Source organism: Streptomyces sp. NPDC040718 (assembly GCF_055593565.1).
The window spans coordinates 472,394-486,742 of sequence record NZ_JBVIXO010000004.1; the positions used below are offsets into that span (position 1 = coordinate 472,394).

Genomic DNA, 14,349 nt, shown 5'->3' on the forward strand with positions numbered 1-14,349 from the left:
GAAGTAGGGTGTCGGCATGACAACCGGGGTGCGGCGCAGGATGGGTGTCGAGGAGCGGCGGCAGCAGCTGATCGGGGTGGCCCTGGAGCTGTTCAGCCACCGCTCCCCCGACGACGTGTCGATCGACGAGATCGCGGCGGCCGCCGGGATATCCCGCCCGCTCGTCTACCACTACTTCCCGGGCAAGCTCAGCCTGTACGAGGCCGCGCTGCGGCGGGCCGCCGACGAGCTGGCGGCGCGGTTCGTCGAACCGCAGGAGGGTCCGCTGGGGCCCCGGCTGCTGCGGGTGATGGGCCGGTACTTCGCCTTCGTCGACGAACACGGGCCCGGCTTCTCGGCGTTGCTGCGCGGCGGTCCGGCGGCGGGCAGCAGCCGGGCCAACGCGATGATCGACGAGGTCCGGCAGGCCGCGTACGAGCAGATCCTCGTGCACATCGGCGTGCAGGACCCGCCGGCCCGGCTGGAGCTCGTCGTGCGGTCCTGGGTGTCACTGGCCGAGTCCACGGCGCTGCTGTGGCTGGACGGGCGGCGGATCCCGCGGGCCGAGCTGGAACTCCAGCTGGTCCACGACTTCGCCGCGCTGGCGGCGGTGAGCGCCGCGTACGACGCGGAGATGGCGGGCATCCTCGTACGGATCCTGGCGGACGAGCCGGCCGACGGGCCGTTCGGGGAACTGGTCGGGCGGCTGGCGGCACTCGTCCCGGGGACCGGGCAGGAAGACTGAGCGGTCGCTCGGCTGGCGATAATGCCCGCGTGATCATTGACGACGGGATGCTGTTCCGGGCGGCCGGGGAGAAGGACGCCGCCGTGCTGGTGAAGCTGTACGACCAGGCCGCCCGGTGGATGCTCGGCCAGGGGATCGACCAGTGGAAGCCGGGCGACAAGGACGCCGGCCACTTCCGCGCGCGGATGCGCGACGGTGAGGTCTGGCTCGCCGAGGACGCCGACGGACGGGTCGTGGGCGCCTACGAGCTCTGGTGGTCCGACGAGGAGGCCTGGGGCGTGCAGCCGCCGGTGGCCGGGTACGTGCACCGGCTGATGGTGGAGCGGAAGGCCGCGCCGCCCGGGGCGGGCATGCGGATCCTGGAGCACGCCGAGTACCGGATCGCCCGGACGGGGCGGGAACGGGCGCGGCTGGACTGCGTGTCCACCAACCCGAGGCTGCTGGCCTACTACGTGAGCGCGGGCTACCGGGTGGTCGGCGAGTTCCCCTCGAAGGAGGGTAAGGACGGCCGGGTGTACGGGGTGGTCCTGCTGGAGCGGCGCCTCGACGTCTGACGCGACGCGGAACGGCGGTGCCGGAGTTCCCTCCGGCACCGCCGTGTCCTGGTCGTGCGGTCGTCAGCCCCGCTTGAACACCGCGACCGTGCGCGCCGGGGCGGTGAACTCCCCCGTCGCCGGGTCGTACGCGGACCGCTTCACCGCCGGGTCCGCGCCCGCCGCCTGCACGGGGTGCAGGGCGTAGCCGGTGCCGGCGAGGGCGGGGACGCGCTGGCGCTGGTCGGTGGGGGTGGCGTTGAAGACCACCACCAGGTCGCCGAGGGCCATGGTGAGGACGCCCGGGGTCTCCTCCGGCCCCGACAGCGGGAAGGACAGCCGCTGCTGCACGGCCTCGGCGGTGGTGAGGGCGAAGGCGGGCTCCGCCGTACGGATCCGCAGCAGGTCGCGGTAGGCGGCGGAGGCCCCGGCGATCTCCGCGCAGCCGGGGGCCGGGCCGGTCAGCAGGGGCTTCGCGTAGGGCCACTTGGCGCGGTTGTCGGCGGCGGACGGCAGGCCCCGGCCGAAGCCGTTGCCGTCACGGCAGTCCCAGTGCAGGGCGTTGAACCAGTCGCCGCTGTCGAAGGAGTTGCGGTCCAGCGACTTCGAACGGAGCAGGTCGGTGCCCGCCTGGGAGAGGGCCGGACCCTGGGACAGCGCGGCCGTGGCCATGGCGAGGACCTGCATGCGGGCCCGGTCGGCGGTGGAGGTGCCGGCGGGCAGCTTGTAGGCCAGGGCGTCGTACAGGGACTCGTTGTCGTGGGCGTCGGCGTAGGCCAGGGCGTCGCCGGGGGCGGCCGCGTAGCCGGCCGGGGCGCCGTTGTAGTCCACCCCGGAGCCCGTGGTGCGGCGGCCGGTGGAGTCGGTGAAGGCGTACGGGGCCAGGTTCCCGGAGAGGCCGACCTTCAGCAGGTCCTGGGCGTGCAGCAGGCGGGCCCGCTGCTCGGCCGGGGTGCCGTTGGCCGGGGAGCCGTTGGGGTCGGTGAACAGGCCGGAGGCGAAGCCCTGGACGCGGGGGTCCTCGTCGAAGGGGCCGCCGCCGCGGACGGCGTCGCGGGCCCGGTCGGAGAAGGTGGCGATGCCGGTGCCCGCCATGTTCTTCTGCGTGGCCTGGACGAAGCGGGCGTCGTCGGCGACCTCGCCGAAGTTCCAGCCCTCCCCGTAGAGGACGATCTTCTTCCCGTCGACGCCGTCCTTGGCGACGGTCAGCTCGTCGAGGGCCTTGCGGACGGCCAGCACGTTGGCCTTCGGGTGGTGGCCCATCAGGTCGAAGCGGAAGCCGTCGACCTTGTACTGCCTGGCCCAGGTGACGATCGAGTCCACGACGAGGCGGCCCATCATGGCGTTCTCGGGCGCGGTGTTGGAGCAGCAGGTGGAGGTGGCGACGGAGCCGTCGGCGAGGAGGCGCTGGTAGTAGCCGGGGACGATGCGGTCGAGGACCGACTTGTCCGACTGTCCGGCGGCGACGGTGTGGTTGTAGACCACGTCCATGACGGTGCGCAGGCCCGCCCCGTTCAGCGACTGGACCATCCTGCGGAACTCGACCGTGCGGGCCGTGCCGTTGGGGTCGCTCGCGTACGAGCCCTCGGGGACGGTGTAGTGCAGCGGGTCGTAGCCCCAGTTGAACCCGTCCTTCGCGGCGGCCGCGGCCGCACAGGCCTGCTGCTCCTCGGAGTCGGGGGCGTACGCCTTGAGGTCGCAGGCGGGTTCGGTGCGGGCCTTCGGGTCCTCCGGGACGGTCCCGAAGTCGAAGGCGGGCAGGAGGTGGACGTACGAGGTGCCGGCGGCGGCCAGCTCGCTCAGGTGCCGCATGCCGGCGGAGCCGGTGTCGGTGAAGGCCAGGTACTGGCCGGGGTGCTTGCTGGTGGCGTCCGCGATGGAGAAGTCGCGGATGTGCAGCTCCTGGATCTGGGCGCTCGTGAAGGGGACCGGGGCCGGCTTGCGCAGCCGGTTCCAGCCGGGCGGGGCGAGCTTCGGGTCGGCCAGGTCGACGGCGAGGCTGTGGGTGGAGTCGGTGGTCAGGGCGGTGGAGTAGGGGTCGGTGACCAGGTTGCGGACGATCTGGCGGGTGCTGGGTGCCCAGACGGTGACGGCGTAGCGGTAGGGCTTGCCGGTCCAGGAGCGTTCGCCGCGCACCGACCAGACGCCGGTGGTGTCGTCGCGGCGCATGGGGTGGGTGCGGCCGTCGATTTCGAGGGCGACCTGCTGGGCGGTGGGGGCCCAGACGGAGAGGGTGGGGCGGCCGTCCTTGAAGACGGGGCCGAGGGGGCTGTTGTTCGCGTACAGGTCGTCGAGGACGCCGGCGAGCTGGACGCCGGTGGCGGCGAGGACGGCGCCGTTCGCGGCGCGGGCGCTCGCGACGAGCTGGCCGCGCAGGGCCTCGCGCACCCGGTCGCGGTCGCGGGGGTCGACGGTGTACGCGGTGTACGCCGACAGGTGCGGGAACTTCTGCTTCTGGGCGGGGGTGAGGGCGGAGCGGTTCAGGCGCAGCCACTGGGCGCCGGCTTCGTGCAGGACGCCGTTCCCGGTGGTGATGCGGCCTTCGCGGGAGGCGAGGAGCTGGAGGGAGGCGGCGGTCTGCGGGGCGTTCCAGGCGAGGGTGTCGCGGTCGATCCAGACGGCCTCGGCCTTGGTGAGGTCGAGGGCGGCGGAGGAGCCGGCGGGCTGCGGGAGGAGGTGCTTCTCGCGACCGCCGAGCAGCCACACCTCGTGGCCGGTGCCCTTCAGGTCGAGGGACTGGTCGGTGGGCAGGTCCTTCTGGTCGCCCTTGTGGAGGATGTAGCCGAGCGAGGTGCGCCGGGGGCGAGGGGGACTTCGTAGACGGCGCCGTAGGAGTCGGTGCGGGTGGGCAGGAGGGGCTTGGACCAGTCGGTGGGGGTGGCGGCGCCGGTCCAGACGTGCAGGCCCCAGCCGTCGTGGGCGCCGTCGGGGCGCTGGTAGTGCAGGACGGCCTTGGCCTGGTCCTGCGGCGGGTAGGCGGGGCGGTCGGTGCGGGCGGGTTCCTTGCCCTGTTCGAGCCAGATCTCGCCGGTCCTCGTCAGGTCGAGGGTGCGGTCGGCGGCGACGTCCTTGTTGCCGTCCTTGTCGATGACGAGGTAGCCGATGCTGGACGCGCCGGGCTTGAGGCGGACGTACGCGAAGGCGCCGTAGGCGTCGCGGCCGGTGAAGGGGTGTCCTTCCGGCCAGGGGGTGGCTTCTCCGTCGGCGAGGTCGCCCCAGGCGTACAGGCGCCAGTTCGTGTAGTCGCCGTCGGGGCGGTTGTAGTGGACGACGGCGTAGTCGCGCTGGGTGGCGGTGGGGGGTGCGGGCGGCGGGGTCTGCCCGGCGGCGGAGGCGGCGGGGGCGGACCCGGTGCGGCCGGTGGAGTCGACGGCGACGGCCTTGTAGCGCAGGGGCGTACCGGCGGGGGTGGTCGGGTCGATGACCTGGGTGACCTTGTAGGGGGCGTGGTCGGCGGAGCCGAGGACCTGCCACTTGCCGGTGCCGGTCTGTGCGGCGAAGACGACCCGGGTGAGGGCGCCGGGGCCGCCGCCGGGCGTGACGTCGGCGGACAGCTCGACGGTGCCGGTGGCGCCGGGGGCGGGGGCCTTGAGGGTGAGGGCGGGCTTCGCGGCGGGGGCGGGCAGGGGGGCGGTGGCCCGGAGGACCACGGCGCCGAGGGCGGGCAGGTTCAGGGTGAGCTTGCCGGCCGGGGAGGCCGTGACGGGGGCGGGGGCCGCGTAGGGGGTGCCGCCGGGGCCGGTGGCTCCGTACAGGGGGAGGTAGGAGGCGCCGGGAGGGGCGTCGATCTCGACGGTGCGGGCGGTGCCGCTGTTGTTGGCGGCGACCAGGTACTCGGTACGGGTCTTGGGGTCGGTGCGGGCGAAGGCGTACGCGGAGCCGTCGGCGAGGCGCTCGCTCTGGATGCCGTCGCGCAGGGCCGGGTGGGCCTTGGTCAGCTTCGAGAGAGCACTGATCTGCATGTAGAGAGGGTGCTCCGGATCGTATGCATCGCTCTCGTGCGTGCGCGCCGTTCCGAGCTGGTCGTCGTCCAGGTAGTCGGCGACCCGGGTGGCGAACAGGGGCGCACGGGCATCCTTGTCACCGCCGGAGCCGGTGAAGCCCTGCTCGTCGCCGGAGTAGACCACCGGGTTGCCCCGGGAGAGGAACATCAGCTCGTTGGCCAGCCGGTACCGGTCGAGCAGCTCCTGCTCCCCCGCCCCGGGCCGGTCCTGCTTCAGGAAGGAGGCGAAGCGGCCCATGTCGTGGTTGCCGAGGAAGGTCACCTGCTCGTAGGCGTTGGCCTTGTCGGAGCTGTACCTGTAGTCGTCGGCGAGTACGGAGCCCAGCCGGCCGGCGGGCGCGCCCTGGGAGGCGTACGCGCGGATGGCGTCCTGGAGCGGGAAGTCGAGGGTGGCGTCGAGGCGGCCGCGGGTGACGTAGGGGGAGGTGACGGCGGTGTCGGCGGAGTACACCTCGCCGAACATGAAGAAGTCGGGGCGGCCGTGCCGGGCGGCGTACTTGTCGAGGGCGGTGGCCCACTGGGTCCAGAAGCCGGTGTTGACGTGCTTGACCGTGTCGATGCGGAAGCCGTCGATGTCGTAGTCCTCGACCCACTTCTCGTAGATCTTCTCCATGCCGCTGACGACCTCGGGACGCTCGGTCCACAGGTCGTCGAGGCCGGAGAAGTCACCCTGCTCGGAGGACTCCCCGGCGAAGGTGGAGTCGCCCCGGTTGTGGTACATCGCCGGGTCGTTGAGCCAGGCGGGGAACTTGAGGTCCTTCTTGCCCTCGGGCACGAAGGGGGTGCGGGGGAAGGACCGTGCGGCGTCGACGGCGGGGAACTTCTTCCTCCCGTCGGCGTAGTCGGCGTCCTCGAAGGGGACCCCGTCCTTGGTCAGGTAGGGGAAGGCGCCCTTCGACAGGTACTCGTGCGAGCCCTCGCGGTAGTCGACGACGTCGGCGGTGTGGTTGGTGATGACGTCGAAGAAGACCTTCATCCCCTTGCGGTGCGCCTTGTCGATGAGCCGTTCCAGGTCGGCGTTGGTGCCGAAGTGCGGGTCGACCTGGGTGAAGTCGGTGATCCAGTAGCCGTGGTAGCCGGCCGACGCGTCCGCACCCCTGCCCTGCGCGGGCTGGTTCTTGAAGATCGGCGCCAGCCAGATGGCGGTGGTGCCGAGCCCCTTGATGTAGTCGAGGCGGTCGGTGAGCCCCTTGAGGTCCCCGCCCTGGTAGAAGCCCTTGTCCGTCGGGTCGAGGCCGGTCTCCAGGCGGCCGCCGGTCAGCCCGCCCCGGTCGTTGCGCGGGTCGCCGTTGGCGAACCGGTCCGGGAGCACGAAGTAGAACTGCTCGCGGGTCAGGTCGTGCCGGGCGGGCTCGGCGGCCAGCTTCGCGTCCGGCGGCGGCGGCGGGGCCTGCGCGGCGGCGGCCGCGGGGAGGGCGGGCAGGAGCGTCACGGCCAGGGCGGCTGCGATCGCTCCCGCGGCGGGGCGTATCAAGGGGTCTCTCCTCGGGGTCGGGCTGTGCGGTCGGGGGTCAGTTGCGCCAGGTGTCGGTCAGCGTGACCTTGCCGTTGGCGGGGACGGTGGCGTTGCGGTTGGCCCCGCTCTCCCAGGTGACGTTCCCGGAGGCGTCCTTGCGGACGTACTTGTATGCGAAGGAGGTCCCGGCCGGGAGGGTGACGTCGAGCTTCCACACGGGGTAGGCGGCCGGGTCGAGCTTGAGGGCGGCGGCGGTGTTCCAGCCGCCGAGCTCGGGGCGGTCGCCGGTGACGTAGACGTCCTGGCCGGGGACGGTGGTGGCGTTCACGGTGAACGAGGCCCCGGCGGCGGCGTTCGCGCCGCACGTACGGGCGCCGACGTGCAGGGCGAGGGCGGTCTGCGGCTGGAGCGTGGCGGTGAACCGGCCGCCGGAGTCCACGCTCACGGCGCGGCCGCCGTTCTGCACGTCGCAGTAGGTGCCGGCGGGGAGGGAGGTCTGGAAGGTCCGGGTCAGCGCGCCCGCCTCGTGGTTGACGGCCACGTACGCCTTGGCCCCGCGCCCGAAGGCGATCTGGTCACCGCCGTTGTCCCACCAGTCGGTGACGCCCTGCCCGCGGGCGGCGTTGCGGAAGCCGACCATGGAGGCGATCTGCGGCCAGGCGTGCTGGCACTTCCACCCGTCGGAGTAGCAGGCGTTCACGGTGCCGCCGTTGGGCGGACCGGCGTCCTTGTCCGTCCACTCGTACCCGGAGTGCACGTCGGGCGAGCCGTAGGGCCAGGCCAGCATGAACACGCTGGCGAGGGTGTAGTCGGAGCCGTTCTTGTAGTTGAGGGTCTCGCCGTTGCGCTCGGTGTCGTGGTTGTCGACGAACACCCCGGACTTGCCGGAGGCCATGTACCCCCATGCCTCCCCGAAGTTCTTCAGGTAGGCGAGGTTCTCGTTCTGGAAGACCCGCTTCAGGTCCCGGGCGTACCGGAACTCCTGCACGTCGCCGGACCCGAGGTACTCGGCCGGGCTCACCGCCTCCCCGGCCCCGTATATCGCCTCCTGCTTCCAGTACACGGAGGGGTTGCCCAGCCGGGACTTGATGTTGGCGAGGTCGGCGGCGGGCATGTGCTTGGCGGCGTCGATCCGGAACCCGTCGACGCCGAGGGAGAGCAGGTCGTTGAGGTAGCCGGCGATCCGCCCGCGCACGTACTCCTCGCCGGTGTCGAGGTCGGCGAGCTTGACGAGCTCGCAGTTCTGGACGTTGGCCTTGTCCTGGTAGTTGGAGATCTCGGCCCGGCAGTCGTCCATGTCGGCGCCGGAGTACAGCCCGGGGTAGGAGTACTTGCCGTACGTCGACCCGCCGGTGCCGGTGAGCGTGGCGCCGGGGTCGTCCGGTCCGGCCATGTGGTTGACGACGGAGTCGGCGACGACCTTCACCCCGGCGGCGTGACAGGCGTCGACCATGCCCTTGAAGGCGGCCCGGTCCCCGAGCCGCCCGGCGATCTTGTAGCTGACGGGCTGGTACGAGGTCCACCACTGGGACCCCTGCACGTGCTCCTGCGGCGGCGACACCTGCACGTACCCGTACCCGGCGGGCCCGAGGCTGTCGGCGCACGCCCTGGCGACGTCGGCGAACCGCCACTCGAACAGCACGGCGGTGACGTCCTTCTCCCCGGCCGGAGCCGCCGAAGCCTGCGGCGCCTGCACGGTGAGGGAAGCGGCGGCGAGCGCCGCCGCCGCGAGCGCGGCTCTGCCGGCGCGCGCGGATACGGATCGAGCCATGTGGGGGTCCTCCTGGCGGGAAGGTGTGGGGGGTTGCACGCGACCGTAGGGGGCGCCCAGGAGTGTTGCAAGACCTTGCGCAAGAGATTGCAGAATTGTTTCCGGCGGGTAGCACCGCGACCCGGAGTGCGGAGTCCCACCGGACCGGCTCAGGGAGGGTTCGGGGGTCTCCCGTCAGTCCCATCGCCCTTCCGGTTCGCGCCGGTCCTTCAAGGGCGCTCACTCCGTTCGCGTCGCTACGCGATGTCGCTTCGCTCCACCCTTGACCGACCGGCCCGCCCCGGAAAGCCGAAAGACTGCCGGGAAACCCCCAAGAGAACGGCACGGTCCAAGGTCAAGGGACGGGTCTCTCAGGGATGGGACGAGGCTCCGGGGGCCGGCCCGCCGGGCATCCGGGCCCCTTGAGCCCCGGCCCAGGGCCGGGGGCGCGGCTACCCGCACGAGAGGCCGACCAGAGCCCCTGCGGAGCCCCCGGGCGCGGCATATCGCTACGCGCTCCTCAGATCTCGGCGGCCGGAGGCCGTCTTCGGCTGATACGGACCGGTCAGCCGGTGACTTCGGGCCCGACGTGGGGCAGCGGCCACAGTTCGAGCGTTCCGGCGCAGAGTTCGGCCATGAACTGGACGGCTCCGCCGTCGTAGTTCCACCAGACGCCGTTACGGGAGACGACGGTGACCTGCCAGGCCTGCGGCCCGTCTTCGATGCCGCTCCAGGCGAACAGGTCGCCTTCCATGGACGAGCCCCACTCGAACAGGCCTCCTGGCACGCCGGGGGTGCGCAGATCGGCGGCGTCAGCGGAGTCCCACCCTGCTCGCTCCTTGGCCAGACCCTGCGCGTAGGCGAGTTCGGTGCCCGGATCGGGAAGCACGATGAGGAAGAAGTCGTCCAGCTCGAAAGTCGGGTACAGCTCCGCAAGCCGCTTGTAGTCAGCCGGCAGGCCGACGCCCAGGCTCTCCTCCAGGACCTGCCAGTCGACCACGGCAGGTTGGGGCCGTCGGTGACCCGACAGGCCGGAGATGGTGCGCTCCAGCAGGGCGACCGCCCCTTCGGGATCGACGATCCTGCGGGCAGGGGTGTGCGTGCCGATGAAATCCTCCATGGCGGTCACCCTGACAGGCGCCTCTGACAGCTGGTCCTACCGGGCGAGGAACGTTTCCAGCTGCGCGGCGAGCTCCTCGGGTGCGTCGAGCGCGATGAGGTGGGCGGCGGTGGGGAACTCGGCCAGGGTGGCGCCGGGGATCTCCGAGGCGTAGCGCCGGGCGATGTTCTGGAAGTCGGCGACGTCCAGCTTGCCGACCCCCACCAGCGTGGGAACGCGGATGGCGGCGAGGTCACCCCTCCCAGCCCCCTGCCCGTGCTCGTCACGGACGCCCATGTGCACCAGCGACGTACGCATCGGCTCACGAACCCGGCCGGCCAGACCAACCGCGACGTCCACCCACCCCCGCGCCGGCCCTCGCAGCCACATGTCCAGGTTGATCTGCGTGGCGGCTTCCACGTCCCCCGCGGCCAGAGCGGCCGTCTCCGCGCCGTCGTACGCGTGCATCTCCGCGGACCAGTCGTAGCCGGGCCACGGCGCGGCGAACAGGGCCAGGGAGTGCACCCGCTCGGGGTGGGCGATGGTGAAGTCCACGGCGACACGGCCGCCCCAGGACGCCCCCACGAGCCGGACGCGGTCGTACCCGAGGTGGTCCAGGAGGCGCCGCAGGTCGTCGGCGTCGCTGTACGGCCCGGTCGGCGGGGCGGATTCACCGAAGCCGCGCAGGTCGTAGCGGACGACCGTGTAGTGCTCCGCCAGGCCGGGCACGACGGCGTCCCACATCTGATGGTCGGCGACGCCGGCGTGCACGAGTACGACGGGCGGCCCGTCACCTGCGACGACGTACGAAAGGTGGCCGAGATCATCGGCAAGTGTGATCATCCGCAGATGCTTGCACGCACCACCCGACCAGCGGAACCGCATGAAGGCGAAACGATACAGCTGCGGGCATTGGAGTGAACGGCCGTTCCCAGCCCCGTTCGCGGACGGTTGGACCGGCCGACGCGCGGATCGCCCGGCGCGTCCCTCCATTGATCCTTAGGGGAGTCATGCGTATTCGTTCCGCTGTCACCGCGTCCGTCCTGGCTGCCGGCATCCTCCTGGGCGGGGCCGGTGCCGCCCTGGCCAACGACGGGGTCGACATCGACTACTTCGACGCCGGCCGCAAGGCCCACACGTCGGACTGCTCGACGTTCGCCGCGGTCCCCCACAACCTCCCGTCGTTCGCCGGCCCGGTCTACAACTCGACCTGCCACAAGGACGGCGAGAAGGAGTGGGCGAACGGCTCCCACCTGGGCGCCTGACCCCCAGCGGCCCGCAGGGGCGGCCCGACGCAAACGTCGGCCGCCCCTGCGGCGTTCTCCACCGCGTCGAGGCGCAAGGTGAGCTGCTTCCCCCGCTCCCGCGGCGTCCAGCCATGACGCTCCAACGCCCGGCGGACGACCACCTCGACGAGCCCCGGCGCGACCACCGTCCCGTGCTCGACCCACGTCACCATCCGCTGCCCGTCCACCTCCCCGTGCACGACCACGATCCCCAGCCCGGGCTCGTCATCGGGCGCGACCACCCACCGGTACCTCTCGCCGTCCACGACGATCGTCCGCGTGCCCTTCTTGGCGATGCCCATGCCGCGCAGGCTCTCACACCTCAGACGGGTTCGACGTTGTCGACGGCGGCTGGCGGACCGTGTGGCGAATGACGCGGCTCGGCCGCCCACCCGTGATCTGACCGAACGAGGCCCGGTGCGGTGGCCCTTACTACGGACATCAGCCCCAGACGGTCGCCGGACGCCAGGCCGGGAGGAGCGCGTGGCGATCTGCTGCGCCTGGGTGCTCCTCAGATCGCTCTGGTCAACCTCTTGTGCGGGTAGTCGCGCCACTGGTCCGGAATGGCGACTGTTGAAGAAGCCCGGATGCCCGCCCGGCCAAGGCCAGGCCCCTCGCCTCGTCGCTGACGCGGCCGCTCCCCTCCTCCTGCCCCGTGACCGTTCCTTTGGGGGTTTCCCGGCAGTCTTTCGGCTTTCCGGGGCGGGACGGTCGGTCAAGGGTGGCCGAAGGCCATCGCGAAGCGACGCGACCGGAGGGAGCGCCCCTTGAGGGACCGGCCCGACACGGAAGGACGATGGGACTGACGGGAAACCCCCAAACCGGCTGTGATCCCGCCCCGGGGGCTACCGCTCCCCCTACCCCCGCGCCGTCCCCGTCGACCCCCGTACCACCAGCTCCGGCTGGAACACGTACTCCGTGCGCTGCACCGGCGTCCCCGCCACCGCCTCCAGCAGCGCCCCCACCGCCGCCGTGGCCATGGCACGCACCGGCTGGCGGACCGTCGTCAGCGGGGGGTCCGTGAAGGCGATGAGCGGGGAGTCGTCGAAGCCGACCACCGAGACGTCCTCCGGGACGCGCAGGCCCCGCTCCCGGGCGGCGCGGATGACGCCGAGCGCCATCATGTCGCTGGCGCAGACCACGCCCGTGCAGCCCCGCTCCAGCAGGGCGCCGCCCGCCGCGTGGCCGCCCTCGACGGTGAACAGGGTGCGCTGGACGAGCCCTTCCTCCGCCGCCCCCGGCCGGGCGGCCAGGAACCCCTGCTCCTTGCGCGCCGAGGGGACGTACCGCGTCGGCCCGATGGCGAGCCCGATGCGCCGGTGTCCGAGCTCCTCCAGGTGGTGCACCGCCATGACCGCCGCCGCGCGGTCGTCCGGGGAGACGAAGGGGGCGCTGATGGCCTCGTTGAAGCCGTTGATCAGCACGAACGGCAGCCCGCGCGCGGACAGCCGCTGGTACCGGGACGGATCCTGCGACGCGTCCGCGTGCAGCCCGGACAGGAAGACGATCCCGGTGACCCCCCGCTCCTCCAGCTGCTCGACCAGTTCGTCCTCGGTGGCCCCGCCCGGGGTCTGGGTGCACAGCACCGGCGTGTAGCCGTGACCGGCCAGCGCCTGCTCGATGACCTGCGCGAACGCCGGGAAGATGGGGTTGGTCAGCTCAGGTATCAGCAGCCCCACCAGCCCGTTGCTGCGCCGCTTCAGCCGCACCGGCCGCTCGTAGCCGAGCAGGTCCATGGCGGCCAGCACCCGGTGCCGCGTGCCGGCCGCCACGCCCGCCTTGCCGTTGAGTACGCGGCTGACGGTCGCCTCGCTGACCTGGGCCTGCGAGGCGATGTCCGTCAGCCGCAACGGGGAACTCACCCCTGCCACCACACCGCCGTGTCAGCAGGCACCACATCGGGACCGGCGGCCAGTTCACCGCTCGCCAGCAGCACCACGCCCGGCGAAGGTATCCGCACAGCGCCCCCCGTGGTGTTGGCCGCGCACACGAAGCCGCCCCGGCGGAACATCAGCACCCCCTCCGGGGCCTCAAGCCACTCCACGGCGTCGCCCGCGCCCAGGTCCGGGTGCTCGCGCCGGATCCGCAGGGCGGTGCGGTACAGCTCCAGCGTGGAGTCCGGGTCCCCGGTCTGCGCGGCGACGCTCAGCCCCGCCCACTCCGCCGGCTGCGGGAGCCAGCTGCCGCCGTCCCCGAAGCCGTACGGTGCCTCGTCGCCGGACCACGGGATCGGTACGCGGCACCCGTCGCGGAGCCCGTCCTGCCCGTTCGCCTTGAAGAACGAGGGGTCCTGGCGCACCTCGTCCGGGAGGTCGGTCACCTCCGGGAGCCCGAGCTCCTCGCCCTGGTAGACGTACGCGGACCCGGGCAGGGCCAGCATCAGCAGCGCGGCCGCGCGCGCCCGGTCCAGGCTGCCGAAGCGGGTCCGGTGGCGGACCACGTCGTGGTTGGACAGCACCCACGTGGTCGGGGCGCCCACGGGCCGCATGGCGTCCAGCGACTCGTCGACGGCGGCGCGCAGGGCGGCCGCGTCCCAGCCGGTCGTCAGGTAGTGGAAGTTGAAGGCCTGGTGCAGCTCGTCACGGCGCACGTACAGAGCAGTGCGGGCGACGTTCGGCGCCCAGGCTTCGGCGACGCCGATCCGGTCGCCCGCGTACTCGTCGAGGACGGTCCGCCAGGTCCGGTAGATCTCGTGGACGCCGTCCTGGTCGAAGAAGGGCAGCACCTGGTTGCCGAGCAGCTTGAGCTGTTCGTCGCGCCCCAGGTCCGGCAGCCCGGCGGCCTTGACCAGCCCGTGGGCGACGTCGATGCGGAAGCCGTCCACGCCCAGGTCGAGCCAGAACCTGAGCACGGAGCGGAACTCGTCCTGCACGGCCGGGTGTTCCCAGTTGAAGTCGGGCTGCTCCGGCGCGAACAGGTGCAGGTACCACTCCCCGTCCTCGACCCGCGTCCACGCCGGGCCGCCGAAGATGGACTCCCAGTCGTTCGGCGGCTCTTCGCCCGCCTCACCCTTCCCCGGCCGGAAGTGGAAGCGTTCGCGCAGGGTGCCGCCGGGGCCTTCCCGGAGCGCCTGCTTGAACCATTCGTGCTGGTCGGAGCAGTGGTTGGGGACGAGGTCGACGATGATCCGCATGCCCAGGGCGTGCGCTTCGCGGATCACGGCGTCGGCGTCGTGCAGGGTGCCGAACATGGGGTCGATGGCCCGGTAGTCGGCGACGTCGTAGCCGGCGTCGGCCTGCGGGGAGGCGTAGAAGGGGCTGAGCCAGACGGCGTCGACTCCCAGGTCGCGCAGGTAGGGCAGCCGGCTGCGGATGCCTTCGAGGTCCCCCATGCCGTCCCCGTTGGAGTCGGCGAAGCTGCGCGGATAGACCTGGTAGATCACCGCGTCTCTCCACCAGCCGGGCTGGGTCCCGATCGGGGTGGGGAGCGCGTCGGCGAGGTGCTGGGTCATGGTGTCCTTGAGAGATCGGGCCGGTAACACGAAGAGGGGAGCGCCGG

Annotated in this window: 11 protein-coding genes; 3 read left to right on the forward strand and 8 right to left on the reverse strand. The window is 72.2% G+C overall.

The window, feature by feature from the left end; genetic code table 11:
* The first annotated feature begins 16 nt into the window (after positions 1-16).
* Positions 17-724, forward strand: coding sequence for a TetR/AcrR family transcriptional regulator (locus ACZ597_RS13740; RefSeq protein WP_471328685.1), 708 nt, complete (start codon positions 17-19; stop codon positions 722-724).
* A 29-nt stretch (positions 725-753) separates the two neighbouring features.
* Complete coding sequence (locus ACZ597_RS13745; RefSeq protein ID WP_471328687.1) at positions 754-1,278, forward strand: GNAT family N-acetyltransferase; 525 nt, start codon at positions 754-756, stop codon at positions 1,276-1,278.
* A gap of 63 nt (positions 1,279-1,341) precedes the next feature.
* Here ACZ597_RS13745 and pulA read toward each other — a convergent pair whose 3' ends face one another.
* The 5 genes from pulA to ACZ597_RS13770 form a co-directional block, all read right to left on the reverse strand.
* Complete coding sequence (pulA, locus tag ACZ597_RS13750; RefSeq protein WP_471328689.1) at positions 1,342-3,963, reverse strand: pullulanase-type alpha-1,6-glucosidase; 2,622 nt, start codon at positions 3,961-3,963, stop codon at positions 1,342-1,344.
* A 17-nt stretch (positions 3,964-3,980) separates the two neighbouring features.
* A complete protein-coding gene (locus ACZ597_RS13755) occupies positions 3,981-6,734 on the reverse strand; it encodes an alpha-amylase family glycosyl hydrolase (protein ID WP_471328691.1) in 2,754 nt (917 codons plus the stop codon).
* 37 nt (positions 6,735-6,771) lie between these two features.
* Positions 6,772-8,487, reverse strand: coding sequence for a carbohydrate-binding module family 20 domain-containing protein (locus ACZ597_RS13760; RefSeq protein WP_471328693.1), 1,716 nt, complete (start codon positions 8,485-8,487; stop codon positions 6,772-6,774).
* A 544-nt stretch (positions 8,488-9,031) separates the two neighbouring features.
* Positions 9,032-9,586 carry an SMI1/KNR4 family protein gene (locus ACZ597_RS13765; RefSeq protein WP_471328695.1) on the reverse strand — a complete coding sequence of 185 codons (555 nt, stop codon included), beginning with the start codon at positions 9,584-9,586 and terminating at the stop codon, positions 9,032-9,034.
* 36 nt (positions 9,587-9,622) lie between these two features.
* Positions 9,623-10,408, reverse strand: a complete 786-nt coding sequence (locus ACZ597_RS13770) for an alpha/beta fold hydrolase (RefSeq protein ID WP_471328697.1) — start codon at positions 10,406-10,408, stop codon at positions 9,623-9,625.
* 167 nt (positions 10,409-10,575) lie between these two features.
* On the opposite strand from ACZ597_RS13770, the gene ACZ597_RS13775 reads away from it, so the two are divergent.
* On the forward strand, positions 10,576-10,830 hold the full coding sequence (locus tag ACZ597_RS13775) for a hypothetical protein (RefSeq protein WP_471328699.1): 255 nt from the start codon (positions 10,576-10,578) through the stop codon (positions 10,828-10,830).
* On the opposite strand, the gene ACZ597_RS13780 is transcribed toward ACZ597_RS13775, so the two are convergent.
* The 3 genes from ACZ597_RS13780 to ACZ597_RS13790 all read right to left on the reverse strand — a co-directional run bounded on the left by ACZ597_RS13780 (position 10,764) and on the right by ACZ597_RS13790 (position 14,302).
* Complete coding sequence (locus tag ACZ597_RS13780; RefSeq protein ID WP_471328701.1) at positions 10,764-11,153, reverse strand: hypothetical protein; 390 nt, start codon at positions 11,151-11,153, stop codon at positions 10,764-10,766. The genes ACZ597_RS13775 and ACZ597_RS13780 overlap by 67 nt on opposite strands.
* Before the next feature lie 555 nt (positions 11,154-11,708).
* Positions 11,709-12,722 carry a LacI family DNA-binding transcriptional regulator gene (locus tag ACZ597_RS13785; protein WP_471328703.1) on the reverse strand — a complete coding sequence of 338 codons (1,014 nt, stop codon included), beginning with the start codon at positions 12,720-12,722 and terminating at the stop codon, positions 11,709-11,711.
* Positions 12,710-14,302, reverse strand: coding sequence for a glycoside hydrolase family 13 protein (locus ACZ597_RS13790; RefSeq protein WP_471328705.1), 1,593 nt, complete (start codon positions 14,300-14,302; stop codon positions 12,710-12,712). Before ACZ597_RS13790 ends, ACZ597_RS13785 begins: the two co-directional genes overlap by 13 nt.
* Positions 14,303-14,349: the final 47 nt, after the last annotated feature.